Source organism: Pseudomonas sp. MPC6, assembly GCF_006094435.1.
Classification (GTDB): Bacteria; Pseudomonadota; Gammaproteobacteria; order Pseudomonadales; family Pseudomonadaceae; genus Aquipseudomonas.
Map to the genome: position 1 here is coordinate 4,132,795 of NZ_CP034783.1, position 26,768 is coordinate 4,159,562.

Here is a 26,768-nt window from a genome sequence, read left to right on the forward strand (position 1 = left end):
ACCGTGATGGATAACAGACAGACAGGGAAGCGTGCAGCGCAGCCAGCATTGGCAAAGTGCCTGGTCGCGGTGGCAATGATGATGGCACTGACCGCCTGTGGCGTCACCGACCGTGTCGGCAAGCGGGTCGACGATACCTGGGCCGGCGACATGCTGTTCGACGACAACGAGAAGGTCATCCTGACCTCCGACGGCGGCAATCAGCTCAATCCCGACGAGTCCGGCAAACCGCTGTCGGTGGTGATTCGCGTGTACCAGCTGACTTCGCTGGAGCGCTTTTCCTCGATCGACGCCGACACCCTGTGGGACGACCCGCAAAAGGCCCTGGGCAACACGCTGCTGGAAAACCGCGAAATCACCCTGCTGCCGGGCATGGGACAAGTCGACAAGTGGCCTTTGAACAAGGCCGCGGGCTATGTCGGGGTCGCCGCTTTTTTCCGCTCGGAAGAAAACAGCCGCTGGAAGGTCGCCTTTGACGCCGAATCGCTGCGCAAGGAAGGCATCTGGTTTTCCTCCGATGGCCTGCGGGTGCTGGTGGACAACAACACCGTCTCCGCCATGGGCGGCGTCGACGTACTGAACAAACCCAAGACCGAAGCGCAGCTCGCCAAGGCGTCTGCGCCGCTTTCACAGGCTACCGCCCAGGCCGACCAGCCAACTGAAGGCAGCCTCACCCAGCGCGTCCAGGACGCGGTCGTGCAACAGGCCGAAGACACGGCCACCAGCTCCGCGCAACAGGCGACGGAGTCGAAATTAAACTCTTTACTGGAAGGCGTTCATGAGTAAGCAAAGCCGGGTGATGTGGTCGGAAGGCATGTTCCTTTTGCCACAACATTTCCAATACCAGGATGAGTTCCACCAGCATCAGCTGGCGGAATCGACGCTGCGCAGCACGCCCTTCCATTGGGGCGTGCAGATGCTGCAGGTCGATGAAGAAGCCCTCGCCACCGGCTCCTTGCAGCTCAAACGGCTGAAACTGGTGTTTCCCGACGGCAGCTTGTATGACGCGCCGCAGCATGACCCGCTGCCGGCGGCCCGTGACTTGAAAGACTTGCTCAAGAGCAACGACCTGAAGGTCTACGCCGCGCTGAAACTGCCTGAGCCCTTCGGCATGAATTATGTCGAAGACGGCCAGGAACAAAAAAGCGCACGGCGTTTTCGCAAGCAGTTCGACACCTTGCCGGACCTCAACGAAGGCGACCTCGAGAACGAAATCACCAGCCTGCGCCTGAACGTGGTGATGCTGATCGACGGCGACAACCTGGATGGCTACAGCTGGTGCCCGATCGCCCGGCTGTCGCGCAATAACATCGGGGGGTTCAACCTCGACGCGCACTTCGTGCACCCGACCCTGCATGTCGGCACCCACGAAACCCTGATCGGGCTTGGCAAACGCTTGCTCGGTGCCTTGCAATCCAAGAGCAAGGCGCTGTCGGGCCGTCGTCGCGAACGCGCGGACCAGATTACCGAATTCGGCTCCAGCGATGTGACCCTGTTCTGGCTGTTGAACACGGTGAACCGGGCACACCCGGGCCTGGCGCACCTGCTTGCCCACCCGCGCCTGCACCCCGAGCGCCTGTATCTGTTTCTGGCGGAGCTCGCGGGCGGCCTGCTGACGTTTTCCCTGGACACCCAGCTCAACGACATCCCCGAGTATGACCATCACGACCCGGCGGCCTCGCTGGTCAAGCTCGACGAGATGATTCGGGTGCTGCTCGACAACGTGGTGCCTAACCAGTGCGTGGTGATCAACCTGACCCAGACCAAGCCGTCGTACTGGCAGGGACAGTTGCTCGACCCGCGCCTGGCCGAGGCCGATTTCTATATTTCCGTGCACGCCGACATGCCGGGTTCCAGCCTGCTGGAACTGGTGCCGCGCGCGTTCAAGGTCGGTTCGCCCGAAGACATTGAAGTGGTGGTCAACAGCGCCATGCCCGGGGTCACGCTCAATCACGCGAGCCGCTTGCCCAATGCGATTCCGGTGCGCCTGGACAATCACTACTTCTCCATCGAGCCCCATGGCCGGGTGTACGAACGCATGATGAGTGCCCAGGCCATCTCGTTCTACGCGCCCAGCGCCTTTACCAATCTCAAGCTTGAACTGATGGCGGTACTCAAATGACTGAAGCCGTAATGCAAGGCGCCGTGGCGACCGCCAGCGAAAAACCGCTGATGAAAGACCTGGTGCAAGACTTCATCAGCATGGCGCTGATCGTGCGCAAAGGCCGGCAAGTGACCTCGGTCAGCGCTTTCGAGGCGAGCATCGATGCCTTCTTTTCGACCCTGGAACGCGAAGCCCGCAGCGCCAACTACAGCGTCGAACAAGTGAAGGACACGCAATACGCCCTGTGTGCGTTCCTCGACGAAAGCGTGTTGCGCTCCGGCGTCCCGGGGGCTGTCGATAACCCGTTGCGCAGTCACTTCGAACTGCAGCCGTTGCAGTTCCGCTATTTCGGCGTGCACCTGGCCGGCGAAGGCTTCTTCGAGAAAATCGATTCGTTGCGCAGCGACGTCAAGCAGAACCTGGACGTGCTCGAGGTGTACCACCTGTGCCTGGCGCTGGGTTTCGAAGGCAAGTTCAGCCTCGGCCAGAAAGACCAGTTGCGCTACCTGGCCAACACCCTGGGCCAGGACATCGCGCGTTACCGCAAGACGCCCAAGGCGCTGTCGCCCGATTGGGCCCTGCCCGACCAGGTCTCGCAGATGCTGCGCCATGAAGTGCCCGTCTGGCTCTACCTGGCGCTGATTGCGCTGGTCTGCGTGGGGGTTTACCTGACGCTGGACTGGCTGTTGGCCAAGGACGTCGCCGCGTTGTCCGAACAAATCAGCCAGCTGTTCAGTGCCTGAGCACAGGTCAGGTAATCGAGTCAGGAAGACATGAAGACATTATTGCGTTTGTTGAAAAGTTTTTGGTTGGTCATCCCCGTGTTGTGGCTGGCAAGCCTGGCGGTGTGCTGGTTCGTCGCGCCGCACGTCAGCTGGTTGCGCGGCTATGCGCTGGAGGCGATGGCGATCATCAGCGCCTTCTATTTGCTGATCATTGTGCTGCGTCAGTACAAGCGGATCCGTGCGGAACACAACCTTGAGCATCTGGTGCAGATCGAAGTCGATCGATCGCTCAAGTCCACCGGTGAGTTCCGCGACCAGCAAGTGCTGAGCGAACGCCTCAAGCACGCCATCGCGATGCTGCGCACCGATCGCTCGGCCGGTGGCGGTGGCTCGTCGGCGCTGTATGACCTGCCGTGGTACCTGGTCATCGGCATGTCCGGCGCCGGCAAGACGTCGTTGCTGACCCGTTCCGGCCTGTCCGCGAGCATCGCCAACAGCGCCAATGACACCCAGAGCGGCACTCAACACTGCGACTGGTACTTCAGCCCCGAGGCCGTGATGATCGACACGGCCGGCCGTTACCTGCGCGACGACCAGTCCGCCAGCGAATTCGCCGCGTTCCTGCGGATGCTGAAAAAACAACGCAACAAGGCGGCAGTCAATGGCCTGGTGCTGGTGGTCAGCCTGCCCGAGTTGCTGGCGGCCAGCGCAGCCGAGCGCCACGAACTCGCCGCGCAACTGGTGTCGCGCATCGAGGAATACACCGACTGCCTGGACGCCAACCCGCCGATCTACCTGATGCTGAGCAAGACCGACCAACTGCCGGGCTTCAGCCAGGCATTCGAAGGCCTGGACCTCAATGAACGCCAGCAACCGCTGGGCATGACCTTCGGCCTGTCGGAAATCCGCAACCAGGGTCTGCGCCCGGTGCTGGATGCCAAGCTGGCCAACCTGCACAGTCATATCCGCCGGCATGTCGACGCACAGATGATTGCGTTGGGGGCGGATGCCAACAGCGCGCTGCTGAACTTCCCGAACTACTTTTCCGAACTGTCGGTGGTGCTGGAACAGTTCCTCCAGCACTTCGCCCACACCGGGCAGGCAGGAACGCCGCTGTTGTTGCGCGGCCTGTATTTCACCAGCGCCCTGCAGACCGATCAGCAGCTGAGCCAGGTCTATGAAGATGACCTCGCCGAGTCGTTCGCGCTGCAGCCACAACCCGAGCACGCGCCGCACGCGTCCGGCAGCGGCAAGAAAACCAGCGATCGCAGCTATTTCATTACCGATACCTTCCGCCGGGTGATTTTCCCGGACCGCGACCTGACGCTCTATCAGTCGCGTTTCGGCCAAAACAAATCCTTCAGCCCCGCCGTGCTGGGTGTGGCGGTGCTGGCCGGGCTGGTGTTCATTGGCTGGCAAACCCTGTCATTCCAGAACAACCGCCAGTGGCTGGACGCGTTGCGCGAGCAACTGACCGCGCTGCAGCAATCACCGGACCGCGCCCAGTTGCTCGCTTCGGGCCAGGGCCTGGAATTGCTGCGCGATCAACTCGCCGCCATCGAAAAATACCGTGCCCAAGGCGTGCCGCTGCAACTCGGCGCCGGCCTTTATCGGGGTGAGGACATCTACCTCCTCGCCCAGAATGCCTATTTGCAGCAACTGCGCACCCAGGCGCTGGAACCGGTGGCCCTGCACCTGCAATTGCAGATGCGCGCGTTCAACGAATTCGCCAAAACCATGGACCCGCAGAACAACTTTGCGCCCGCGTCCGCCAAGGCCGGTAGCCCCTCCGCCAAGGCCCGTGCCCAAGGGCTGAAATTGCCGACCCGCTTGAGCAGCGTGCCGCGCAGCGCCGGTGATGTCAGCAACCGTTTGAGCGGTGCCGCCAAGGGTGCCGCCAGCAATGCTCGCGCAGAGGCCATGACCGCGCTGCGCAATCCGGCCACGGCGAGCGACGCTGCCGATCTGTCGGCGACCACCGGTGGGCTCTCGTTGTCCGAGGAAATGCTGGGCCGGCTGGACGAGCGCCAGGTCGAGTCCATCATCGAATCCTATAACGCGCTGAAGCTGTACCTGATGCTGACCCAGCCCGATGCGCATCCCGAGCCGGAATTCGTCGGGGCGGCGTTGCCGGTGGCCTGGGCCAGTACCGCCAGTGCCGACAAACCGGTCAGCGCTGACGTCATAGCGGACAACTCGCCGGTCTACGTGCAACTGCTCAAGAACGGCCAGGCGCCGTCTTTGCCTCGCAACGAGCAGTTGATCAGCGAAACCCGCAATAGCCTGAAGTCATTCATGATTTCCAGCTCGCTGGTGGATCGCGAATATTTGCGCCTGCAATTGGAGTCCAGCCGCCAGTTTCCGGCCCTGGGCCTGAGCGATCTGGTGCCGTTGCCGGGGCGTCAGCTGTTGTACGGCACCGAAGCGGTGCCGGCGATTTTCACCCGCCAGGGCTGGGAGCAGTTCGTCAAACCTGAGCTGATCAAGCTGGTGTCGGGCAACCTGCGCAACGAATCGGACTGGGTGCTCGACGGCGAAGGCGGCGACAGCCTGGTGCAGAAAGCCAACTTCATCCGTGAGTTCATGACCCGCTACAAGCGCGACTACACCCAGGCCTGGTATGGCTTCATCGACAGTGTCGGCGTGCGCCATTTCACCGACATGGCCAACGCGACCCAACAACTGTCGCTGCTCAGCGACGTGCAGAACTCGCCGGTGAAAAACCTGCTGGCGGCGGTCAACGACAACACCCAATGGGATGTACCTGCACCCCGTGAAACACTGCAACCGGGGATCAAGCGCGATGACGGGTTCTGGGGCAAGGTCACCGGTATCTTCGATGGCCAGGACACCTCGGCTAACGCGCTGATTTCGCCGCTGCCCGCCGTGGATGACGGCAGCCTGGCCAAGCGCTTCGAGCCGGTGTCTCGAGTGTTCGCGGTGCAGAACGCCGAGGGTGCCGACAGCACCATCATGGATCGCTACCTGGCGGCGTTGCGCAAGCTCAAGGTGCGGATGAACAACATCCAGCGCTCGCAAGACGTCGGCAAAAGCAGCAAGCAACTGATCAGCGAGACCCTGGAAGGCCAGCCGAGCGAAGTCACCAGCGTGCGCAACTATGTCGAGACTACCGTCGACACCAGCCAGGGCGGCCTGTCCACCTCGCTGCAAGGTCTGTTCAGCCTGCCGATCCAGTTTGCCTGGGAAACCCTGCGCGATCCGGCCGGCGAGCAGATCGCCAAGGCCTGGGCGCAACAGATCGCCAAGCCCTGGGAACAGGTGATGGCGCACCGTTACCCGATCGCGGCGGGCAGTCGCAACGAAGCCTCGGTCAAGGACCTGCAGCGTTTTGTCGACCCGGAGTCCGGCCTGCTGCCGAACTTCAAGCGCAACGAAATCGGTAACTTGTCCGGCGGCGAAGGCCTGGGCATGAGCAGCGCCAGCAAGGCCACGCCACTGGTCAACCCGAGCATGGTCAACAGCATCGACAAGGCCAGCTCCCTGGGCCAGGTGATCGCCAGCCTGTCGGACCGGGAAAACGGCTTCGAGATCATGCTCGAGCCTTCGGCCCACTTCACCGACATCATCTTTAGCCTCGATGGCCAGGTGCAGCATTACCGCAACGGCAAGACCAGCTGGAGCCGCTTCTCCTGGCCGGGCACCACCACCGCACCCGGTGCGCGCATGGACGTGGTCACCCTGACCGGCGAGCGCATCACCGTGTTCGATTACCCGGGTCGCTGGGGCCTGTTGCGCATGAATGACAGTGCCCGGGTCAGTGACCTGGACGGTATCCAGCAACGTTTCAGCTGGAACACCGCCAGTGGCCAGGTCAGCCTCACCGTGCGCAATTACGGTGGCGTCAAGCTGACCGACCTGGCCAACGTCAAGGCTCTGAGCGCACTCAACTCGACAGGCGGACGGACCCAGTGAGCACGCGCGTTTGCAATCAGGGACCCGGCCGATGATCGGCTGTTTCGGCAAGGTCCCCGCGAGCCCGGACTTCGTCAGCCTGCACGGCGCGGCCGACGACGTCTGTGAGTTCGATGCCTGGCTGCAAGGCGCATTGGCCACCCTGCAACCTCTTGAGGACTGGCGGGAACTGTTCGATGGCTTGCCGCTGTGCTTCTTCTGCTATCGCGCCCGCAGCGGCAACTGGCTGCTGGGCGGGCTGATCAGTTCAAGGGATTCAAGCCAGCGCCGCTACCCGTTTTTCATTTTCCAGACGGTAAAAGCCAGCGAAGCCGGGCCCTTGGTCAACCCTTTCACCCTCGGCGAGCTGTTCAGCGGGCAGATCCGGCCCTTGTTGCACATGGCCGCCCAGGGCGAAAGCACCTCGGTGCTGTTCGAACGCATCAAGGCCTTGCGCCCCTTGCAGGGCCAGGACTTCGAATTGTTCCGGCGCGTGCACGACAAGTTCCTGGTGAACTTCAACCTGCGCGACATCGCCACCGCGCTGGAAGGCGCCTACCCGGAGTTCGTCACCAGCGCGGTGCTCACCCGCTTGCAGGCCTTGAACCGGCATCTGCACCACGGGACGCCGATCGGTATCGCCCTGCCCTTGCCGGCGGAGCGCGGGTTGAAAAATCCGACCGCCGATTTGTGGGTCACCTGGTTGACGCGCATGACACCCGGCAACGCCGTGCCGCAGATCAGCCTGCTGGCGGACGACTTCATGCGTCCCCGGCTGATCTGCTTCGCCTCGCGCACCACCAGCGACGCCTATCGCGTGCTGACCGGCACCGCCGAGCGCTCGCAAAGCTATGACGTGCTGGGGTCATTCGAGGCGTTTGACGAGCACCACCCTGCCGGCGTTTTTCCCGAAATCGATCGCCCTCTTGATGACGTCATCGACCGTTTTGTCGCTGCCCTGGATTCGAAGTCCGTATGAACAAGATCAAGTATTACTGCTTGCGCTACCAACCCTACATTCTGGGGGTGGTGTTTTTCCTCACGATCTTCCTGGTGTGGGGCATCGGGCGCGCGTTTGACTTCAGCTCGTTGAACAGCCTGCTGACGGGCATCGGCGTGTTCCTGCTGCTCGCCTGCGGCTACGTGCTGCTGCTGTATCGCGGGGTGTCGCGGCACCACAATCTCGAAGGGCTGCTGCGCGAGGATGCCGACCAGGCAGTGCTGAACGCCAGCCCGGCGGACCGCGAGGAAGTCAGCCTGTTGCGCGAGCGCCTGTTGCAGAGCATCGAGCGCCTGCACAGCAACAAGCCCCGGGGCGGCAATCCCAAGGATGCCTTGTATGCCCTGCCCTGGTACCTGGTGATCGGCCAGCCGGCCGCGGGCAAAAGCACGATGCTTTATCAATCGGGCCTCAACTTTCCTTATGCCGAGCGCGAAGGTGCACGCGTGGCGGGCCTGGGTGGCACTCGCAACTGCGACTGGTTTTTCAGCTCCGAGGCCGTGCTGCTGGATACCGCCGGTCGCTACATGAACAACCAGGAGGAAGCCGGCAAATGGCGCGCCTTCCTCCAGCTGCTGCGCCAGCACCGCCAGCGCCGGCCGCTCAATGGCTTGATCGTCACCGTCAGCATCCATGACATTCTGCAAGCCTCGCTCGAGGACCAGGAGCGGATTGCCAAGCGCCTGCGCGAGCGCATCCAGGAAACCCATGCGCTGCTGGAAGTGCGCCTGCCGGTCTACCTGGTGTTCACCAAGTGCGACCTGGTGCCGGGATTCGCCCCCTTCTATCGCCAACTGGATGACGTTGCCCGGGGCGAAGTCATGGGCAAGACATTCCCCCATAAAGGTTATGAGCAGGCCGACTGGGGCCGGCAGTTCGGCGTGGCGATGGACGAGCTGGTCAGCTATTGGCAACAGGTGGCGAGCCAGCAGTTGGTCCTGCAGGACATTCAGATCACCCGCCAGGATTCGGCGGTGTATCGCTTCCCGCTGGAACTGGCAGCACTGAAACCGCGGCTCCAGCTGTTCGTCGATGCGCTGTTGCGCGCCAACCCGTATCAAAAAGCCGAACTGCTGCGCGGCTTCTATTTCACCAGCGCCCTGGATGCCGACCAGCCGGAACTGGGCGGGCACACCCGCCAGGTCACCGAGCGTTTCTCCCTGGGTTCTGACCAGGCGCTCGCCAGCGGCACCGCGCAAGCGCGCCCGTTGTTCATCAGCAGCCTGTTTCGCAAGGTCATCATCCCTGACCAGCACCTGGTGGCGTTGTACACCACCAATCATCGCGAACGTCGGCGCAAAGCCGCCTGGATTGGCGGCGCCGGCCTGTTGGCGCTGCTGCTGTGTGGACTGTTGGGCTGGTCTTATGTGAACAACAGAAACACGGTGCAGGCGATCTCGACGGAACTGGCCCAGGCGGCCGCCACTGATGCGGCGGCGACGGGTCAATACACCGAGTGGCAAACCCTGGACCGCATGCGCTTCTGGACCGCCCATTACTACGCGCAACATCACGACCAGGGTGTGCCACTGCGCATGCGTCTGGGGCTGTACCAGGGCTACAAGGTCGAGCCGCTGCTGCGCAGCCGGTATTTCGCCCGGCTGGAAAGCGTGATGCTCAAGCCGACGGCCGACAACCTGACCCGCTCGCTGTACCTGCTGACCACCCTCAAGGTGTATCAGCGCAACAGCAAGGAACTGCTGCCCGTGACCGGCATCGACAGCGTCGAACCCAAGGCCTTGCCGAGCGACAACCGGGCCCAGTCGATCGCGGCCTTCGGCAAGACGACGCTGGACACCTACGTCATGCTCTCCCGTGCGCAGCGCGAAAAGGCTGACCCTGGGTTCCTGAAGGCAAAGATCCCGGACTACTGGTACCCGGCGATCGCCCGCCAGACAGGAAAGACCATCGGTGCCGGCAATGACGGCTCGGGCGCGAATCTGGATTACGAGTTTGCCAGCCGGCAGATCAATTTCTACAGCGACCAGATCCACGAGGAAGACGTGCCGCGGATCCTCGACAACGCGTTCCTGACGTCCAGTTCGCGCAATTACATCAACAGTCTGCTGACCCAGTCGCTGCGCTCGATCGAGACCATCACCCTGGAGTCGGACACCTTGTTCGCCTTTGGCCGCGCCGATTTCCAGAGCCTGAAAACCGAAGGCCAGGGCCAGCTCAGCGCGATCGCCGGCAAGCTGTTGAGCACCCCTGACATCGGCAAGATCATCATCGCCGGGCATGCCGATCAACTGGGCGACCCACAGGGCAATATGCAGGTGTCCAGACAGCGCGCGCAGACCATCAAGACCTACCTGGTGGGCAAAGGCGTGCCCGGCGAGTTGGTCGAAGCCATCGGCGAAGGCAGCACCCGGCCCCTGGTCAAATGCGACATGCAGCAGCCCCGGGCCCGGCTGATCCAGTGCCTGGAGCCGAACCGGCGGGTAGAAATCGAAGTGCGGGCGCTCAACTGAGAGCGTCTCGCGCTTGCAGAAACACCGGTGCCCGGGTCGTCTCGACGCAAAGGCCCAGGCCGGTAACACACCTCTGTTGATCGTTTCAAAGAGGTTAAAACGAAGGGTTCGTGACCTGTTCGCAGGTCAGTCCTTAAATGAAGGTAAGGAGCAATTAAAAATGGCATTTGACGCATATATCCAGATCGAAGGCATTCCAGGTGAAGTGCTGGACGACAAGCACAAGGACTGGATCGAAGTGCTGGGCTACGAGTTCAGCGCAACCCAGGCAACTTCCGCGACGGCCAGTTCTTCGGGCGGCGCTTCGTCGGAGCGTGTGGCGTTGAGCGACTTCAGCATCCGCAAGGCCGTGGACAAGGCTTCTGCCAAACTGTTCGAAGCCTGCTGCAAAGGCACGCACATCGCCAAGATCCAGCTGAACGTCAACCGCGCCGGCGGCGACAAGGTCACCTACCTGACCATCAACCTGGAAGAAGTGGTGGTTTCTTCGGTCAAGGCCGTTGCCGGTGGCAGTCAAGGCGGTGAAGACAAATCGGTCAGCGACTTGCCGATCGAGGAAATCAGCTTCAACTTCGCCCGCATCAAGACCACCTACACCCAGCAGAGCCGGGCCGATGGCCAGGGCGGCGGCAACGTGACCGGCGGTTGGGATCGCACGGCCAACAAGGTTTTCGCTTAAGTCTGCAGCGATGGCGGGCCGCGCAAGCGGTCCGTGTTCGGCACCGTGCCTGGCGATCAGGCACGGTGTTCTTTTATCTTGACCAGAGTTGCCTATGTCTGAATTTCTCAACGACCTTTCGCTGGCCGACCTGACAGCGCCCATCAATGAGGGAAGCGGCGAAGACTTGAGCTTTTCCACCTTGTTCGATCAGGTGAAGGAAGCGCGTCGAGCAGACCCCGATTACCTGACCCAGGGTGATTGGCAGACCGATCTGAAATCCTCGGATTGGGACCTGACCATCACCCTGGCTGCCCAAGGCCTGGCTCGACAGAGCAAGGACCTGATGCTGGTCGCCTGGCTCAGCGAGGGCCTGGCGCACCGCTACCACTTCGTCGGCATCACCTTCGGCCTGACCCTGGCCGAGCGCATTCTGCAGGCCTTCTGGGCGGACTTGTTCCCGTCCCTCGAGGACGGCGTCGATGAACGCGCCGCACGGCTGGCGTGGATGAAAACCTCGCTGGCGGACATTGTCGGCGCGCTGCCGATTACCCAGGGGCAGCAATACGGTTTGCTGCGTTATGACGAGTCCAGGCATGTGGAAAACCTGGCGCTGCAGAACCCCCAGGCCATGCGGGCCGCCCTCGACGAAGGCAAGATCAACGCGGAGATTTTCCAGCGTTCGGTGGTATTGACCGACTCGGACTATCTGCGTCTCAAGGCCGCCGAAATCGCCGCCAGCCTGAAAGCCTGCCAGCAGCTGCAGAGCACCGCGGACCACCACTTCGGCGCCGAAGCGCCCAGTTTCGCCGGGCTCAATGACATCCTGTTCCGCGCCGGGCAACTGGTCGAGAAACTGCTCAAGGATCGGGGCATCGAACTGCACCCGGCCGTGGCCGTTGCGGCCGCCCCTGAAAACGCTGCTGAACAACCTGCAGGTCCTGCCATGACCCAGCCCCAAGACCTTTCGGCCACGCCGCTGCGCACCACACCGCTGACCCGCGACGAGGCCTTCACCCAGCTGGCGGGCATCGCCCAGTTCTTCAAACAGACCGAACCCCAGAGCCCCGTCCCCTACCTGATCGAACGCGCAATCAAATGGGGCAACATGCCGCTCGAGGGGTGGCTGAACGATGTGATCAAGGACAGCAATGTGGTGGACAGCATTCGCGATGTGCTGGGGACCAAAGAGTCGAAGTCCTGATTCACCGCCTCCGACTTGCTCGCGATAGCGGTCTGCCAGCCAACACCTCTATTGAATGTGCCACCGTCTTCGCCGGCAAGCCGGCTCCTACAAGGGATCGCTGGTGTTCACCGATTTCTTGTTCACTGAAAATCCCCTGTAGGAGCTGGCTTGCCAGCGAAAGCGGCCTGTCAGCCAACACCTCTGCTGAATGTGCCACCGTCTTCGCCGGCAAGCCGGCTCCTACACGGGATCGCTGGTGTTCACCGATTTCTTGTTCACTGAAAATCCCCTGTAGGAGATTCTATGTTTGGGGGGAAGCCCCAAAAACTGGATTTGGCTGATATTCGCTCTGGTTCTTCATCAGGGCGAATGCCACCCGTGCCAGCTTGCGAGCCAGGATGACCAGCACTTGAGTCGTCTTTAATCCCCGCTCCAGATAGCGTTCGTAAAACGGCTTCCAGGTCTTTGAGCGACTGGCAGCCATCGCCGCGTTATGCAGCAGGCGCCGTATCTCTGAGTCACCTTTCTTGGTCAGCTTTCGACGTCCGTTCATCTGCCCCGAATCAGAGACTCTCAAATCCATTCCAAGAAACGCGATATAGGCGTCACCACTGGCGAAATCGCCGCGTTGAAATGCCATCGTCAGTGCGGTGGCGGTAAGAAAACCGACCCCCTCTACGGCCTGGCAGCGTTTGACTTGCTCGAGCAGACCCGCCTCTTTTACGACGTCCAACAGCTTCTTCTGGATGAGTAAATCCAATCGGCCCATGGCAGCGATCTGTTGTTTGAATGCCGCTTTCAGCAGCGGTTCGTCGTTCCAGCTTTGAGTCAAACTGACACGCGCCTGGACCAATGTCGCTCGTCTTCGAAGCAGGCTTTGAAGCTTGGTATAGACCTTCGGCGGCGGGCTCCAAGGACGTAGCTCTTCCTCTTCGTTCTTCAAGTAACGCGCCAGTAAACGGGCGTCGCTGGCATCTGTTTTGGCGCGGCCACCCACTCCTTTGCGGTAATTACTCAAACGGAAGCCGTCGATGACATAGACGGTATGTCCCATTGCATGAGCCAGCTCAACCGTATCCAGGTGATAGATATTGGTGGCTTCAATAGCGATGGCGCTGTTTGCAGGTAACGTTTTCAGCCACTTTGTAAGAGACGGTTTATCGTTTGACACGGCCAACAGCAGATCCGTGTCGGCCTGATAGACCACCACTTCGGCCTTGGCGACATCCACTCCGACTACAGAACGCGAGACACTCATTGCCACAAAGAAAGCTCCGGGTTAGGGTTTAAAGGCTTGTCGGGGCTTCACCATTGCGCTGGCTTGCTTCTATCGTCGGTCATGGCCGATGCATTCCTTATCGGCGCTTTGGTGAAGGGGTGGGGCGAAGTCTCCCACGGTCTGTACTGGCTAGAGTCAGATGCTGGCTTTTAGTCCCACCACCCCTACAAGTCTAAACATACAAGCTGGCTTGCCAGCGAAAGCGGTCTGTCAGCCAACACCTCTATTGAATGTGCCACCGTCTTCGCCAGCAAGCCGGCTCCTACACGGGATCGCTGGTGTTCACCGATTTCTTGTTCACTGAAAATCCCCTGTAGGCGCTGGCTTGCCAGCGAAAGCGGTCTGTCAGCCAACACCTCTATTGAATGTGCCACCGTCTTCGCCGGCAAGCCGGCTCCTACACGGGATCGCTGGTGTTCACCGATTTCTTGTTCACTGAAAATCCCCTGTAGGAGCTGGCTTGCCAGCGAAAGCAGCCTGTCAGCCACCACCTCTATTGAATGTGCCACCGTCTTCGCCAGCAAGCCGGCTCCTACACGGGATCGCTGGTGTTCACCGATTTCTTGTTCACTGAAAATCCCCTGTAGGCGCTGGCTTGCCAGCGAAAGCGGTCTGTCAGCCAACACCTCTATTGAATGTGCCACCGTCTTCGCCGGCAAGCCGGCTCCTACACGGGATCGCTGGTGTTCACCGATTTCTTGTTCACTGAAAACCCCCTGTAGGAGCTGGCTTGCCAGCGAAAGCGGTCTGTCAGCCAACACCTCTATTGAATGTGCCACCGTCTTCGCCGGCAAGCCGGCTCCTACACGGGATCGCTGGTGTTCACCGATTTCTTGTTCACTGAAAATCCCCTGTAGGAGCTGGCTTGCCAGCGAAAGCGGTCTGTCAGCCAACATCTCTATTGAATGTGCCACCGTCTTCGCCGGCAAGCCGGCTCCTACACGGGGTCGGTGGCGTCCACCGATCTGGTTTGCGCTGGAGACTCCTGTAGGAGCTGGCTTGCCAGCGAAAGCGGTCTGTCAGCCAACACCTCTGCTGAATGTGCCACCGTCTTCGCCGGCAAGCCGGCTCCTACACGGGGTCGGTGGCGTTCATCAATACGGCGTTCACTGAAAATCCCCCTTTTTCAAGCCGTCCGACCAGAAACTCATTCGAGGGACTTGTGCTTCCGGTATTATGGTATACCATCAGACGCACAGACACCCAAAACCTCCTACGGAGCAGCTCATGAGTTTCGAAATCCGCAAGATCGTCAGCTACGTCGAAGAAACCTTTATCGAAGGCGGCAAGGCCACCGACAAACCCGTGACCATGGTCGGCCTGGCTGTCGTCATGAAGAACCCTTGGGTGGGCAATGGTTTTGTCGAAGACCTGAAACCACAGATCCGCGAAAACTGCTCCGACCTCGGTGCCATGATGGTTGAACGCCTGGTGGGCATCATCGGCGGCGCCGAGAAGATCGAAGCGTATGGCAAGGCGGCCGTGGTCGGCGCCGACGGTGAAATCGAGCACGCCTCCGCCGTCATCCACACCCTGCGCTTCGGCAACCATTACCGCGAAGCGGTGAAAGCCAAGAGCTACCTGAGCTTCACCAACAAGCGCGGCGGCCCGGGCACTTCGATCCAGATTCCGATGATGCACAAGGACGACGAAGGCCTGCGTTCGCACTACATCACCCTGGAAATGAAAATCGAAGATGCACCGCGCGCCGACGAAATCGTCGTGGTCCTGGGTTGTGCCGACGGCGGCCGCCTGCACCCACGCATCGGCAACCGTTACATCGATCTGGAAGAACTGGCGGCCGAAAAAGCCCAGTAATCCCGGTCAGCCTAACTACAACAAAAAGGCATGCAGGAGCGCTCCATGATTCGGCTCACCGCTGAACGTACCCCGGCTGGCACCAGTTACCTGGCGACCGGCCAAGGCCAGCCCGTGGTCTTGATCCACGGCGTGGGCCTGAACAAAGAAATGTGGGGCGGCCAGGTCGTTGGCCTGGCCACCAAATACCGCGTGATCGCCTACGACATGCTCGGCCATGGCGCCAGCCCGCGTCCGGCCAGCGGCACCCCCCTGCTCGGCTATGCCGACCAGTTGCTGGAACTGCTCGACCACCTGCAGTTGCCCCAGGCGACGGTGATCGGCTTTTCCATGGGCGGGCTGGTGGCGCGGGCGTTTGCCTTGCACTACCCGCAGCGCCTGCAACGCCTGGTGGTGCTCAACAGCGTGTTCAATCGCAGCCCCGAGCAGCGTGCCGGCGTCATCGCCCGCACCGCCCAGGCGGCCGAGCACGGCCCGGATGCCAACGCCGAAGCCGCGCTGTCGCGCTGGTTCAGCCGCGAGTACCAGGCGGCCAACCCGGCGCAGATCGCCGCGTTGCGCCAGACCCTGGCCGACAATGACCCCCAGGGTTACCTGACCACTTACGAGCTGTTCGCGACCCAGGACATGTACCGCGCCGAGGACCTGGCGAGCATCCAGGTGCCGACCCTGGTCGCCACCGGCGAACTCGATCCGGGCTCGACACCGGAAATGGCCCGGCAACTGGCCGACCGCATTCCCGGTGCCACGGTTGCCGTGCTCGCCGAGCAGCGGCATATGATGCCGGTAGAATCGCCGCGCCTGGTCAACCAGCTGTTGCTGGAATTTATCGACAACGCGCACGCCCGACAAAACCAGATAAAGGGGATCGTTGCATGACTCTCGCCTCCTTCCAGATGTGCATCGGCGGTGAATGGGTCGATGCCCTGTCCGGCAAGACCTTTGAAAGCCTGAACCCGGCCCTGGCCGAACCCTGGGCGCAACTGCCCGATGCCGATGAAACCGATGTCGAACGCGCCGTACAGGCCGCGCAGACCGCCTTCGACAGCCCGGCCTGGCGCGGCCTGACCGCCACCGCCCGGGGCAAGCTGCTGCGGCGCCTGGGCGACCTGATCGCCGAAAACAAGGAACAACTGGCGCAGCTGGAAAGCCGTGACAACGGCAAGCTGATCCGCGAAACCCGCGGTCAGGTCGGCTACCTGCCGGAATTTTTCCACTACACCGCGGGCCTGGCCGACAAGCTCGAAGGCGGCACCCTGCCCCTGGACAAGCCGGACCTGTTTGCCTACACCGTGCACGAAGCCATGGGCGTGGTGGCGGCGATCATTCCCTGGAACAGCCCGCTGTACCTGACCGCGATCAAACTGGCCCCGGCCCTGGCCGCGGGCAACACCATCGTGATCAAACCGTCCGAGCACGCCTCGGCCACCATTCTGGAGCTGGCGCGCCTGGCACTGGAAGCCGGCATTCCACCGGGCGTGGTCAACGTGGTCACCGGCTACGGTCCGAGCACCGGCGCAGCCCTGACCCGTCATCCGCTGGTGCGCAAGATCGCCTTCACCGGCGGCGCTGCCACGGCGCGCCATGTGGTGCGCAGCAGCGCTGAGAACTTCGCCAAGCTATCCCTGGAGCTGGGCGGCAAATCGCCGAACATCATCTTTGCCGACGCCGACCTCGACAGCGCGATCAACGGCGCGATCGCCGGGATCTATGCGGCCTCCGGCCAGAGCTGCGTGTCCGGTTCGCGGCTGCTGGTGCAGGACGAGATCTACGATGAGTTCGTCGAGCGCCTGGTCGAACGCGCCAAACGCATCCGCATCGGCAACCCCCAGGAAGACAGCAGCGAAATGGGGCCGATGGCCACCGCGCAGCAACTGGCGGTGGTCGAAGGCCTGGTCGCCGATGCCATCGCCGAAGGTGCGCACCTGCGCCTGGGCGGCAAGCGTCCAGAGAACCTGGGCGAAGGCTGGTTCTACGAGCCGACCCTGTTCGAATGCGACAGCAACTCGATGAAGATCATGCAGGAAGAAGTCTTCGGCCCAGTGGCCTCGGTCATTCGCTTCAAGGACGAAGCCGAAGCGTTGGCGATTGCCAACGACTCGCAGTTCGGTCTCGCCGCCGGCATCTGGACCCGCGACCTGGGCCGCGCCCATCGCCTGGCCCGGGACGTGCGCTCCGGGATCATCTGGGTCAACACCTACCGCGCCGTATCGGCCATGGCGCCGATCGGCGGGTTCAAGAACAGCGGCTATGGACGCGAAAGCGGCATCGATTCGGTGCTGGCCTACACCGAGCTCAAGACGGTGTGGATCAACCTTTCCCAGGCCCCCATGCCTGATCCGTTTGTGATGCGCTAGGAGATTTGCGAAATGATCGAACCCGGCATTTACAAAGACGTCATGAGCTCGTTCCCTTCCGGGGTCACGGTGGTCACCACCCTGGACCCGGACGGCGGCATCGTCGGCATTACCGCCAGTGCGTTCAGTGCGCTGTCGATCGATCCGGCACTGGTGCTGTTCTGCCCCAACTACGCCTCTGACACTTACCCGGTCCTGCGCGACAGCAAGCAGTTCGCGATTCACCTGCTGTCCGCCGACCAGACCGCCGAAGCCTATGCCTTTGCCAGTAAAGGCAAGGACAAGGCCAAGGCCATCGAGTGGCACCTCAGCGCCCTGGGCAACCCGTTGCTGGCCAAGGCAACGGCGATTATAGAGTGCGAACTGTGGCGTGAATACGACGGCGGCGACCACGCGATCATCGTCGGCGCGGTGAAGAACCTGATCCTGCCCGAGCAGCCGGTGACGCCGATGATCTACCACAAAGGCAAGCTGGGGCCGCTGCCCACACTGGCCTGATGGGTCTACACAAACCCCGCTGCTGTAGGAGCAAGCTTGCTCGCGAAGGCGGTATGTCAGTCAGCATCCATGTTGAATGGGCGACCGCTTTCGCTGGCAAGCCAGCTCCTACAAGGGATCTGCGGTGAGAGGACGAACATGAGTAATGACAAGTACGAAAAAGGCCTGAAAATCCGCACCCAGGTGCTGGGCGAGGCCTACGTGAAGCGCTCCATCGAGAACGCCGACGACTTCACCCGCCCGCTCCAGGAAATGGTCACCGAGTACTGCTGGGGCCACGTCTGGGGCCGTGAGGGTTTATCGCTTAAAGAACGCAGCATGATAAACTTGGCGATGATTTCGGCCCTCAACCGGCCGCACGAACTCAAGCTGCATGTACGCGGCGCCTTGCGTAACGGGCTGAGTCGTGAACAAATACGCGAAATTCTGCTTCAGGTCGGTATTTATTGCGGTGTCCCCGCAGCCGTGGACAGTTTCCGGCTCGCCCGTGAAGCCTTCGCCGAAGCCGATGCCGAGGCCTCAAGTTAACCCTTGGCTGTTGTGACCGAGCACCGATGATCCCCGGATCGCCGTGCTCTTTTTGCATGGACAGCCACATTCAGAGCGGACCCCATGAAACGCCTGCCACTCGACGACAGCTTCAAGGTCAATCGCAACCCCGTTACCCTGCGCGAAATCGTGCTGGATAAACTGCGAAGCGCCATCATGAACTTCCAGCTTCTGCCGGGAGACCGTCTGGTCGAGCGCGATCTGTGCGATCGCCTGGGCGTCAGCCGCACGTCCGTACGCGAAGCCTTGCGTCACCTGGAATCCGAGGGACTGGTGGAGTTCGCCGACGCCAAGGGCCCACGGGTCGCCATCATTACCCTGGCCGACGCCGTCGACATCTATGAGCTGCGTTGCGTGCTCGAAGGCCTGATCGTCCAGCTGTTCACCCTGCGCGCCAAGGCCAAGGACATCAAGGCCCTGGAAAGAGCCCTCGAGGAAAACCGCCAGGCCCTCAAGGAAGGCGAACTGCAGCAGGTCATCGATTCGGTGCAAGGCTTTTATGACGTGCTGCTCGAAGGCTCCGGCAACCATGTCGCGGCGTTGCAATTGCGTCAGTTGCAGGCGCGCATCAGCTACTTGCGCGCGACGTCGGTGTCCCAGGAGAACCGTCGCGGATCGAGCAATCAGGAGATGGAGCGCATGGTCGAGGCGATCAAGAGCGGAGATCCGCTGGCCGCCCACCAGGCGTGCGTCGACCACGTACGCGCCGCCGCTGCCGTGGCCCTGGAATACCTCCGGCGCAAGCAGGAAGAGACCGGGGCGATCCCCGAGATCACCCTGCCGATCGCGCTGAAAGAACCGCGCATAGGTCGCTGATCATGTTCAGCCCGAGCTTTTGTCCAAAGTGCGGCGGCAATGACCTCAAGTCTCAGCTGCCGCCGGGCGATACGCACGAGCGCCTGATGTGCCGCGGTTGCGGCTACATCCACTACATCAATCCGAAAATCATTGCCGGCTGCATCATCGAGCAGGACGGCAAGTATTTGCTGTGCCAGCGCGCCATCCCGCCGCGTCCCGGCACCTGGACCCTGCCGGCGGGTTTCATGGAAGGCGGCGAGACCACCGAACAGGCCGCGTTGCGCGAAGTCTGGGAAGAGAGCGGCGTGCGCGCGGAAATTCTCTCGCCCTACTCGATCTTCAGCGTGCCGACCATCAGCGAGGTGTACATCATCTTCCGCGCCATCGCGCTTGAGATCACTGGCCAGTACGGGCCGGAAACCCTCGACTACAAATTCTTCGCGCCCGAGGATATTCCCTGGGACAGCATCTACTACCCGGCGATCCGGCAGATCCTCGAGCGCTACATCGAGGAGCGGCAGGCCGGGGTGTATGGCATCTACATCGGCAACGACGATACCGGCAAGATTCACTTCATTCGCTGACGATTCCCGGTCGTACACCAGCGCCTACATTCGATCGCGGGGATTTTCGGGATTGAAGGCTGACGCATGACCTGTAGGAGCCGGCTTGCCGGCGAAGGCGTCCGTTCAGGCGATAAATGTGTCGACTGACCCACCGCCTTCGCTGGCAAGCCAGCGCCTACATTCGATCGCGGGGATTTTCGGGATTGAAGGCTGACGCATGACCTGTAGGAGCCGGCTTGCCGGCGAAGGCGTCCGTTCAGGCGATAAATGTGTCGACTGACCCACCGCCTTCGCTGGCAAGCCAGCGCCTACATTCGATCGCGGGGATTTTCGGGATTGAAGGCTGACGCATGACCTGTAGGAGCCGGCTTGCCGGCGAAGGCGTCCGTTCAGCCAATGAATGTGTTGATTCACCCATCGCCTTCGCCGGCAAGCCGGCTCCTACAGGGGCGGTGATCTATCAAATCGGCGCTACGCCCTCGACAATCACAATCTGCGCCCGAGCAACCCCCTCGCGGTGCCTTTTTGCCTCCTGATATTCCTCCGACCGGTAGCAAGCCAGCGCCTGTTCGTATGAATCAAACTCAATGACCACATTGCGCTGCGCCGCAGGCCCGCCTTCCAGCGCCTCGCACCGCCCGCCCCGGGCCAGCACTCGCCCGCCATACAAGGCAAACGTCGCCGGCGCGCGCTGGGTGTATTGGCTGTATTGGTCGGGATCGGTGACATCTACATGTGCAATCCAGTACGCCTTCATAGTGACCTCTCGGTTAATTTTGTATTATGGTATACCACAAAGTATTTCCATCAAACACTGAGAATCCGCACATGGCCTTCAACAGCATCGAAGAAATTATCGAAGACTACCGCCAAGGCAAAATGGTGCTGCTGGTCGACGACGAAGACCGGGAAAACGAAGGCGACCTGCTGCTGGCCGCCGACCGTTGCACCGCCGAGGCCATCAGCTTCATGGCCCGGGAAGCCCGCGGGCTGATCTGCCTGACCTTGACCGACGAGCACTGCCAGCGCCTCGGCCTCGAGCAGATGGTGCCGAGCAACGGCAGCGTGTTCAGCACCGCGTTCACCGTGTCCATCGAGGCCGCCGTCGGCGTGACCACCGGCATCTCCGCCGCCGACCGGACGCGTACCGTCGCCGCCGCCGTCGCCCCTGGGGCGGGTCCTGCCGATATCGTGCAGCCCGGCCACATCTTCCCCTTGCGCGCCAAGGAAGGCGGGGTGCTGACCCGTGCCGGGCATACCGAAGCCGGCTGTGACCTGGCCCGCCTGGCCGGTTTCACCCCGGCCTCGGTGATCGTCGAAGTGATGAACGATGACGGCACCATGGCCCGTCGCCCGGACCTGGAAGTGTTCGCCCGCCAGCACGGGATCAAGATCGGCACCATCGCCGACCTCATCCACTACCGCCTCAGCACCGAACACACCGTGGTGCGTATCGGTGAACGCGAATTGCCCACGGTGCATGGCACCTTTCGTCTGATCACCTTTGAGGATCGCATCGAAGGCGGTGTCCACATGGCAATGGTGATGGGTGAATTGCGCCGGGACGAGCCGACTCTGGTCCGCGTGCACGTGATCGACCCGTTGCGCGATCTGGTGGGCGCCGAATACAGCGGTCCGGCGAACTGGACGCTGTGGGCCGCACTCCAGCGCGTGGCCGAGGAAGGTCGCGGCGTCGTGGTGGTGCTGGCCAATCATGAGTCGTCGCAGGCGCTGCTGGAGCGGGTACCCCAGCTCACCCAGTCGCCGCGGCAATTCAGCCGTTCGCAATCGCGCATCTATTCTGAAGTAGGAACCGGCGCGCAGATTCTGCAGGACCTTGGCGTCGGCAAGCTGCGTCACCTCGGCCCGCCGTTGAAATATGCCGGCTTGACCGGGTACGACCTGGAGGTGGTGGAGAGCATTCCTTTCACCGGGTAACCCGCAACCCTCTGGCATGGCGCGACTCCCTGTGGGAGCGGGCTTGCCCGCGATGGTCGTTAACGATAACGCGTGTTGCCTGGTTAAACGCGGCGCTCTTGAGTCCATCGCGAGCAAGCTTGCTCCTACAGGGGATTGCGTTGACCGGATTGCTCTGGGCAAGGCATGGGAGCCATTAAAAAAACCGCTTTTGGCTGATAGCCGGTAAGGCAAAGTGCTTGCACAAAGCTTGGAATACCATAATATGATATTCCATAGACCGGACGACCTTACGGCCAGACGGACCTACTGCTCCCTATAGGCGGGCACTGAAAAGCCCCGCTCATAAACACAACAATGAGGGCGTGAAAATGGTGTTGAACAAACGTGCAACCGCAATCCTGTTTGCGGGACTGCTCAGCGTGACCAGCCAGGCGATATTGGCAGCTGAAAGCGTCAACTTCGTCAGCTGGGGCGGCAGCACCCAGGATGCGCAGAAGCAGGCCTGGGCCGACCCGTTCAGCAAGGCCACCGGTATCACCGTGGTCCAGGATGGCCCTACCGACTACGGCAAACTCAAGGCTATGGTCGAGAGCGGCAACGTGCAGTGGGACGTGGTCGACGTCGAAGCCGATTTCGCCCTGCGCGCCGCTGCCGAAGGCCTGCTCGAACCCCTCGATTTCTCGGTGATCCAGCGCGACAAGATCGACCCGCGGTTTGTCTCCGATCACGGCGTCGGTTCGTTCTTCTTCTCCTTCGTCCTCGGCTACAACGAAGGCAAGCTCGGTGCCAAAAAACCCCAGGACTGGTCCGCGCTGTTCGACACCAAGACCTACCCCGGCAAACGCGCCCTCTACAAATGGCCTAGCCCTGGCGTGCTCGAACTGGCGCTGCTGGCCGATGGCGTAGCCGCCGACAAGCTCTACCCGCTGGACCTGGATCGCGCCTTCAAGAAACTCGACACCATCAAGAAAGACATCGTCTGGTGGGGCGGCGGCGCGCAGTCGCAACAGTTGCTGGCCTCGGGTGAAGCGAGCATGGGCCAGTTCTGGAACGGCCGGATCCACGCCCTGCAGGAAGATGGCGCGCCGGTGGGCGTGAGCTGGAAGCAGAACCTGGTCATGGCCGACATCCTGGTCATTCCCAAGGGCAGCAAGAACAAAGCCGCGGCGATGAAGTTCCTGGCCAACGCCAGCAGTGCCAAGGGACAGGCCGACTTCTCCAACCTGACCGCCTATGCGCCGGTCAACGTCGACAGCGTGGCGCGCCTGGATTCGGTGCTGGCGCCTAACCTGCCGACTGCCTACGCCAAGGATCAGATCACTCTTGACTTCGCGTACTGGGCCAAAAACGGTCCGGCCATCGCGACACGGTGGAACGAATGGCTGGTCAAATGAAAATGACGGCATCCACGCCCCGTCAACCCACCCAGACCGGGAGCGCCATGGGCGCTGCCGGCCCGGCTTCCGGCAAGGCGGCTGCGATGAACCAATCCCCTTCCCTGGCACAGCGCTGGCGCGGCTCGGGCAACCTGATCCCCGCCCTGCTGTTCCTCGGCCTGTTCTTTCTCGCGCCGTTGATCGGCCTGCTGCTGCGAGGCGTGCTGGAACCGGTGCCGGGGCTAGGCAACTACGAACAATTGTTCGCCAACTCGGCCTATGCCCGGGTCTTGCTCAACACCTTCTCGGTGGCGGGCCTGGTGACGCTGTTCAGCCTGCTGCTCGGCTTTCCGCTGGCCTGGGCGATCACCCTGGTACCAAAAGGCTGGGGCCGCTGGATCCTCAACATCGTGCTGCTGTCGATGTGGACCAGCCTCCTCGCCCGGACCTACTCCTGGCTGGTGCTGTTGCAGGCGTCCGGCGTCATCAACAAGGCGCTGATGGCGATGGGCATCATCGATCAGCCGCTGGAGATGGTGCATAACCTGACCGGCGTGGTGATCGGCATGAGCTACATCATGATCCCGTTCATCGTCCTGCCGCTGCAGGCGACCATGCAGGCCATCGACCCGATGATCCTGCAGGCCGGTTCGATCTGCGGTGCCAGCCCCTGGACCAACTTCTTCCGGGTGTTCCTGCCGCTGTGCCGGCCGGGGCTGTTCTCCGGCGGCCTGATGGTGTTCGTGATGTCCCTCGGGTACTACGTCACCCCGGCGCTGCTGGGCGGTGCGCAGAACATGATGCTGCCCGAGTTCATCATCCAGCAGGTGCAATCGTTCCTCAACTGGGGCCTGGCCAGCGCCGGCGCCGCGTTGCTGATCGTCATCACGCTGGTGTTGTTCTACTTCTACCTGAAGCTCCAGCCGGAATCCCCGGTCGGCGCCAGCAACGCGAGGTAAGCCGTCATGCTCCTGACCCCCAATGCCATGAGCCGGCGCATGCGCTTCGGCCTGTATGCCACCACCGGGCTGATCGCACTGTTCCTGCTGCTGCCGATCGTGTTCATCGTGCTGCTGTCCTTCGGCTCATCCCAATGGCTGGTGTTCCCGCCACCGGGCTGGACCCTGAAATGGTACGGCCAGTTCTTCTCCAACCCCGACTGGATGAACGCGGCGGTGGCCAGCCTCAAGGTCGCGGTCCTGACGACCATCTGCGCCGTCGCCCTGGGTTTGCCGACCGCTTTCGCCCTGGTGCGCGGGCGCTTCCCGGGCCGGGAAATGCTCTACGGCCTGTTCACCCTGCCGATGATCGTGCCGCTGGTGATCATTGCCGTGGCGGTGTACGCGCTGTTTCTCAAGCTCGGCTACACCGGGACCATGTTCGCCTTCGTCGTCAGTCACGTGATCGTCGCGCTGCCATTCACCATCATCTCGATCATCAACTCGCTGAAGCTGTTCGATCAGTCGATCGAGGATGCCGCGGTGATCTGCGGTGCCTCGCGCCTGCAAGCGGTGTTCAAGGTGACCTTTCCGGCGATTCGTCCGGGCATGGTCGCCGGCGCCCTGTTCGCCTTCCTCGTGTCCTGGGATGAAGTGGTGCTGAGCGTGATGATGGCCAGCCCGACCCTGCAAACCCTTCCCGTGAAAATGTGGACCACCCTGCGCCAGGACCTGACGCCCGTGATCGCCGTCGCTTCGACGCTGCTGATCGGCCTCTCGGTATTGGTCATGGTCATCGCCGCCGCCGTTCGCCGGCGCAACCCAATCAGCGCCTGAGCGCCAGGAGAACGACATGAGTGCCGTGATCAAAGATTCCGCCCAGCAGAGTGACAAGCCCCTGGTCAGCCTGCGCAACCTGAACAAGTACTACGGCGACTTTGCCGCCGTGGACGACATCTCGCTGGACATCAAGGACGGTGAATTCCTCACCTTCCTCGGCTCCAGCGGCTCCGGCAAAAGCACCACCCTGTCGATGCTCGCCGGCTTCGAAACCCCGAGCAGCGGCGAGATCCTGGTCAACGGCCAGTCGCTGGTCAACGTGCCGCCACACAAGCGCGACATCGGCATGGTGTTCCAGCGTTACTCGCTGTTCCCGCACCTGTCGGTGCGCGACAACATTGCGTTCCCATTGGCGATTCGCAAACTGGCCACGGCCGAGCGCGAACGCCGGGTCGATGCCATGCTCAAGCTGGTGCAGCTCGAGCAATTTGCCCATCGCCGCCCTTCGCAACTGTCCGGCGGCCAGCAACAACGCGTCGCCATCGCCCGGGCGCTGGTCTATGAGCCACGCATCCTGCTGATGGACGAACCGCTCGGTGCCCTCGACAAAAAGCTGCGCGAAGACTTGCAGGACGAACTGCGCCAGCTGCATCGGCGCCTGGGCATCACCATTGTCTACGTGACCCACGACCAGGAAGAAGCCATGCGCCTGTCCCAGCGCATTGCGATTTTCAGCCATGGCAAGATCGTCGGTTTGGGCAGCGGCTTCGACCTGTACCAGAATCCGCCGAATGCCTTTGTCGCGTCGTTCCTGGGTAACTCGAACTTCCTCAAGCTCAAGGCCCAGGGCAATGCGGTGGCGACGTTTGAAGGTCAATCGTTGTCGATTCGCCTGACGGCCGGGCTGCAAACCGATCAGGATGTACTGCTGATGGTGCGTCCGGAAAAAGCCGTGGCATTGAGTGTCGAGCAAGCGGCTGTCGAACCCTTGGCGGCCGGCTGGAATGAAGTCTCGGCCAAGGTCGTGGAAGTGTTGTTCCTGGGTGAGAGCCAGACCTGCAGCGTGGTGACGTCGGGCGGCACTTCGATGACGGTCAAGGCGCTGTCGGCGGCGGGCATGCCGCTCAAGGCCGGTGATCCGGTGCGTGTGCGTTGGGCGACGGCGGATGCTTGTGTGTATACCGAATGGGCTGAGAGTGATTTGAACAAGGCTGCCGGGGCTCATTGATTTAGCGTTGGCCCATGCCAGTGGGCCAGCGGTTACGTGTCACCCTCGGGTCGCCGCAACGTCGGGTTGTGGCGGCCTTTTTTTTTTGCTTTTTTTTAGTGGGCATATCCGGTTTTTTGGTGACGGCTGCTGGCGGTTCCGCCCTTACGGCGGGTCACTTGGAAAAGCGCCAAGTAACCAAGCGCTTCTGCCCCTGTCGTTCGGTGCCTCGCCCAGGCTCGGCATGCCCTCGCTCCGGTCCTGCTCCACTCTGCCTCTCGAGGGGGCGATGCATCAAGATCAAAAGCGGCAGGCGAGCTAACGCTCGGCCTGTTGAGTGGTGAAGAGCGAAAGCCGTACGCCGATCCCTTGTGGAGCTTGCTCGCGAAGAGGCCTGCACATTCAACATCGACGTTGGATGACGCACCGCCTTCGCGAGCAGGCTCGCACACATTGGATGTTTGCCAGATTCGGGATTTGTGTGGGTTAAAAGGCTGGCCGCCGGACCTGTAGGAGCTGGCTTGTCGGATCGCCGCACCGCAGCGAAAGCGGTGGGTCAGGCAACATTTTTTTCGTCTGGAAGGACGCCTTCGCTGGCAAGCCAGCTCCTACCAGGGATCGGTGCC

General features: G+C 61.8%; 23 protein-coding genes. 20 read left to right on the forward strand and 3 right to left on the reverse strand.

Going from position 1 to position 26,768, the window contains the following annotated elements:
- Positions 1 to 6 precede the first annotated feature (6 nt).
- From tssJ to tssA, 8 genes are all read left to right on the forward strand, one after another.
- Positions 7 to 786, forward strand: a complete 780-nt coding sequence (gene tssJ / locus ELQ88_RS21020) for a type VI secretion system lipoprotein TssJ (protein ID WP_128871106.1) — start codon at positions 7 to 9, stop codon at positions 784 to 786.
- Positions 779 to 2,122, forward strand: coding sequence for a type VI secretion system baseplate subunit TssK (gene tssK / locus ELQ88_RS21025; RefSeq protein WP_138967501.1), 1,344 nt, complete (start codon positions 779 to 781; stop codon positions 2,120 to 2,122). The genes tssJ and tssK overlap by 8 nt, the downstream gene beginning before the upstream one ends.
- Positions 2,119 to 2,847 (forward strand): type IVB secretion system protein IcmH/DotU, encoded by a 729-nt coding sequence (gene icmH, locus ELQ88_RS21030; RefSeq protein ID WP_128871104.1) that lies wholly within the window; start codon positions 2,119 to 2,121, stop codon positions 2,845 to 2,847. Before tssK ends, icmH begins: the two co-directional genes overlap by 4 nt.
- A 30-nt stretch (positions 2,848 to 2,877) precedes the next feature.
- Positions 2,878 to 6,762 (forward strand): type VI secretion protein IcmF/TssM N-terminal domain-containing protein, encoded by a 3,885-nt coding sequence (locus ELQ88_RS21035; protein ID WP_138967503.1) that lies wholly within the window; start codon positions 2,878 to 2,880, stop codon positions 6,760 to 6,762.
- A 31-nt stretch (positions 6,763 to 6,793) separates the two neighbouring features.
- Positions 6,794 to 7,720: a type VI secretion system-associated protein TagF gene (tagF, locus tag ELQ88_RS21040; protein ID WP_138967505.1), complete on the forward strand. Its 927-nt coding sequence runs from the start codon at positions 6,794 to 6,796 to the stop codon at positions 7,718 to 7,720.
- A complete protein-coding gene (gene tssM / locus ELQ88_RS21045) occupies positions 7,717 to 10,212 on the forward strand; it encodes a type VI secretion system membrane subunit TssM (RefSeq protein ID WP_138967507.1) in 2,496 nt (831 codons plus the stop codon). Before tagF ends, tssM begins: the two co-directional genes overlap by 4 nt.
- Positions 10,213 to 10,372: 160 nt before the next feature.
- Positions 10,373 to 10,891 carry a type VI secretion system tube protein Hcp gene (locus ELQ88_RS21050; protein WP_064677225.1) on the forward strand — a complete coding sequence of 173 codons (519 nt, stop codon included), beginning with the start codon at positions 10,373 to 10,375 and terminating at the stop codon, positions 10,889 to 10,891.
- Positions 10,892 to 10,985: 94 nt separating this feature from the next.
- Positions 10,986 to 12,074 (forward strand): type VI secretion system protein TssA, encoded by a 1,089-nt coding sequence (tssA, locus tag ELQ88_RS21055; RefSeq protein WP_138967509.1) that lies wholly within the window; start codon positions 10,986 to 10,988, stop codon positions 12,072 to 12,074.
- Positions 12,075 to 12,357: 283 nt separating this feature from the next.
- Here tssA and ELQ88_RS21065 read toward each other — a convergent pair whose 3' ends face one another.
- On the reverse strand, positions 12,358 to 13,320 hold the full coding sequence (locus ELQ88_RS21065) for an IS110 family transposase (protein ID WP_138963519.1): 963 nt from the start codon (positions 13,318 to 13,320) through the stop codon (positions 12,358 to 12,360).
- Positions 13,321 to 13,499: 179 nt separating this feature from the next.
- Positions 13,500 to 14,264, reverse strand: a complete 765-nt coding sequence (locus ELQ88_RS34160; protein ID WP_161599976.1) for a hypothetical protein — start codon at positions 14,262 to 14,264, stop codon at positions 13,500 to 13,502.
- A gap of 298 nt (positions 14,265 to 14,562) precedes the next feature.
- Between ELQ88_RS34160 and ELQ88_RS21100 the strand changes: the two genes are divergently transcribed.
- The 7 genes from ELQ88_RS21100 (at position 14,563) to ELQ88_RS21130 (ending at position 19,939) form a co-directional block, all read left to right on the forward strand.
- Positions 14,563 to 15,153 carry an amino acid synthesis family protein gene (locus ELQ88_RS21100; RefSeq protein ID WP_138967511.1) on the forward strand — a complete coding sequence of 197 codons (591 nt, stop codon included), beginning with the start codon at positions 14,563 to 14,565 and terminating at the stop codon, positions 15,151 to 15,153.
- 45 nt (positions 15,154 to 15,198) lie between these two features.
- Entirely contained in the window at positions 15,199 to 16,032 is an 834-nt protein-coding gene (locus ELQ88_RS21105) for an alpha/beta fold hydrolase (protein ID WP_138967513.1), read from the forward strand.
- Positions 16,029 to 17,510, forward strand: a complete 1,482-nt coding sequence (locus ELQ88_RS21110; RefSeq protein WP_138967515.1) for an aldehyde dehydrogenase — start codon at positions 16,029 to 16,031, stop codon at positions 17,508 to 17,510. The genes ELQ88_RS21105 and ELQ88_RS21110 overlap by 4 nt, the downstream gene beginning before the upstream one ends.
- A 12-nt stretch (positions 17,511 to 17,522) precedes the next feature.
- Positions 17,523 to 18,008 carry a flavin reductase family protein gene (locus ELQ88_RS21115; RefSeq protein WP_128869383.1) on the forward strand — a complete coding sequence of 162 codons (486 nt, stop codon included), beginning with the start codon at positions 17,523 to 17,525 and terminating at the stop codon, positions 18,006 to 18,008.
- Between the two features lie 138 nt (positions 18,009 to 18,146).
- On the forward strand, positions 18,147 to 18,536 hold the full coding sequence (locus ELQ88_RS21120) for a carboxymuconolactone decarboxylase family protein (RefSeq protein ID WP_128869384.1): 390 nt from the start codon (positions 18,147 to 18,149) through the stop codon (positions 18,534 to 18,536).
- Between the two features lie 84 nt (positions 18,537 to 18,620).
- Positions 18,621 to 19,373 carry a GntR family transcriptional regulator gene (locus ELQ88_RS21125; RefSeq protein WP_138967517.1) on the forward strand — a complete coding sequence of 251 codons (753 nt, stop codon included), beginning with the start codon at positions 18,621 to 18,623 and terminating at the stop codon, positions 19,371 to 19,373.
- A 2-nt stretch (positions 19,374 to 19,375) separates the two neighbouring features.
- Positions 19,376 to 19,939: an NUDIX hydrolase gene (locus ELQ88_RS21130; protein WP_064677217.1), complete on the forward strand. Its 564-nt coding sequence runs from the start codon at positions 19,376 to 19,378 to the stop codon at positions 19,937 to 19,939.
- Between the two features lie 442 nt (positions 19,940 to 20,381).
- Here the strand turns inward: ELQ88_RS21130 and ELQ88_RS21135 are convergent, their stop codons facing one another.
- Positions 20,382 to 20,678 carry a DUF1330 domain-containing protein gene (locus tag ELQ88_RS21135; RefSeq protein ID WP_138967519.1) on the reverse strand — a complete coding sequence of 99 codons (297 nt, stop codon included), beginning with the start codon at positions 20,676 to 20,678 and terminating at the stop codon, positions 20,382 to 20,384.
- 71 nt (positions 20,679 to 20,749) lie between these two features.
- Between ELQ88_RS21135 and ribBA the strand changes: the two genes are divergently transcribed.
- The 5 genes from ribBA (at position 20,750) to ELQ88_RS21165 (ending at position 26,163) form a co-directional block, all read left to right on the forward strand.
- Complete coding sequence (gene ribBA / locus ELQ88_RS21140; RefSeq protein WP_138967521.1) at positions 20,750 to 21,859, forward strand: bifunctional 3,4-dihydroxy-2-butanone-4-phosphate synthase/GTP cyclohydrolase II; 1,110 nt, start codon at positions 20,750 to 20,752, stop codon at positions 21,857 to 21,859.
- 350 nt (positions 21,860 to 22,209) lie between these two features.
- Positions 22,210 to 23,235 carry an ABC transporter substrate-binding protein gene (locus ELQ88_RS21150; protein ID WP_138967523.1) on the forward strand — a complete coding sequence of 342 codons (1,026 nt, stop codon included), beginning with the start codon at positions 22,210 to 22,212 and terminating at the stop codon, positions 23,233 to 23,235.
- On the forward strand, positions 23,232 to 24,176 hold the full coding sequence (locus tag ELQ88_RS21155; protein ID WP_178084706.1) for an ABC transporter permease: 945 nt from the start codon (positions 23,232 to 23,234) through the stop codon (positions 24,174 to 24,176). Before ELQ88_RS21150 ends, ELQ88_RS21155 begins: the two co-directional genes overlap by 4 nt.
- Positions 24,177 to 24,182: 6 nt before the next feature.
- Positions 24,183 to 24,992 carry an ABC transporter permease gene (locus ELQ88_RS21160; RefSeq protein ID WP_138967527.1) on the forward strand — a complete coding sequence of 270 codons (810 nt, stop codon included), beginning with the start codon at positions 24,183 to 24,185 and terminating at the stop codon, positions 24,990 to 24,992.
- 16 nt (positions 24,993 to 25,008) lie between these two features.
- Positions 25,009 to 26,163: an ABC transporter ATP-binding protein gene (locus tag ELQ88_RS21165; RefSeq protein ID WP_138967529.1), complete on the forward strand. Its 1,155-nt coding sequence runs from the start codon at positions 25,009 to 25,011 to the stop codon at positions 26,161 to 26,163.
- The last annotated feature ends 605 nt before the right edge of the window (positions 26,164 to 26,768 follow it).

Coding starts and splice junctions, on each gene's coding strand:
- tssJ (WP_128871106.1), top strand. CDS start 7: ATGGATAACAGACAGACAGGGAAGCGTGCAGCGCAGCCAGCATTGGCA.
- tssK (WP_138967501.1), top strand. CDS start 779: ATGAGTAAGCAAAGCCGGGTGATGTGGTCGGAAGGCATGTTCCTTTTG.
- icmH (WP_128871104.1), top strand. CDS start 2,119: ATGACTGAAGCCGTAATGCAAGGCGCCGTGGCGACCGCCAGCGAAAAA.
- ELQ88_RS21035 (WP_138967503.1), top strand. CDS start 2,878: ATGAAGACATTATTGCGTTTGTTGAAAAGTTTTTGGTTGGTCATCCCC.
- tagF (WP_138967505.1), top strand. CDS start 6,794: ATGATCGGCTGTTTCGGCAAGGTCCCCGCGAGCCCGGACTTCGTCAGC.
- tssM (WP_138967507.1), top strand. CDS start 7,717: ATGAACAAGATCAAGTATTACTGCTTGCGCTACCAACCCTACATTCTG.
- ELQ88_RS21050 (WP_064677225.1), top strand. CDS start 10,373: ATGGCATTTGACGCATATATCCAGATCGAAGGCATTCCAGGTGAAGTG.
- tssA (WP_138967509.1), top strand. CDS start 10,986: ATGTCTGAATTTCTCAACGACCTTTCGCTGGCCGACCTGACAGCGCCC.
- ELQ88_RS21100 (WP_138967511.1), top strand. CDS start 14,563: ATGAGTTTCGAAATCCGCAAGATCGTCAGCTACGTCGAAGAAACCTTT.
- ELQ88_RS21105 (WP_138967513.1), top strand. CDS start 15,199: ATGATTCGGCTCACCGCTGAACGTACCCCGGCTGGCACCAGTTACCTG.
- ELQ88_RS21110 (WP_138967515.1), top strand. CDS start 16,029: ATGACTCTCGCCTCCTTCCAGATGTGCATCGGCGGTGAATGGGTCGAT.
- ELQ88_RS21115 (WP_128869383.1), top strand. CDS start 17,523: ATGATCGAACCCGGCATTTACAAAGACGTCATGAGCTCGTTCCCTTCC.
- ELQ88_RS21120 (WP_128869384.1), top strand. CDS start 18,147: ATGAGTAATGACAAGTACGAAAAAGGCCTGAAAATCCGCACCCAGGTG.
- ELQ88_RS21125 (WP_138967517.1), top strand. CDS start 18,621: ATGAAACGCCTGCCACTCGACGACAGCTTCAAGGTCAATCGCAACCCC.
- ELQ88_RS21130 (WP_064677217.1), top strand. CDS start 19,376: ATGTTCAGCCCGAGCTTTTGTCCAAAGTGCGGCGGCAATGACCTCAAG.
- ELQ88_RS21135 (WP_138967519.1), bottom strand. CDS start 20,678: ATGAAGGCGTACTGGATTGCACATGTAGATGTCACCGATCCCGACCAA.
- ribBA (WP_138967521.1), top strand. CDS start 20,750: ATGGCCTTCAACAGCATCGAAGAAATTATCGAAGACTACCGCCAAGGC.
- ELQ88_RS21150 (WP_138967523.1), top strand. CDS start 22,210: ATGGTGTTGAACAAACGTGCAACCGCAATCCTGTTTGCGGGACTGCTC.
- ELQ88_RS21155 (WP_178084706.1), top strand. CDS start 23,232: ATGAAAATGACGGCATCCACGCCCCGTCAACCCACCCAGACCGGGAGC.
- ELQ88_RS21160 (WP_138967527.1), top strand. CDS start 24,183: ATGCTCCTGACCCCCAATGCCATGAGCCGGCGCATGCGCTTCGGCCTG.
- ELQ88_RS21165 (WP_138967529.1), top strand. CDS start 25,009: ATGAGTGCCGTGATCAAAGATTCCGCCCAGCAGAGTGACAAGCCCCTG.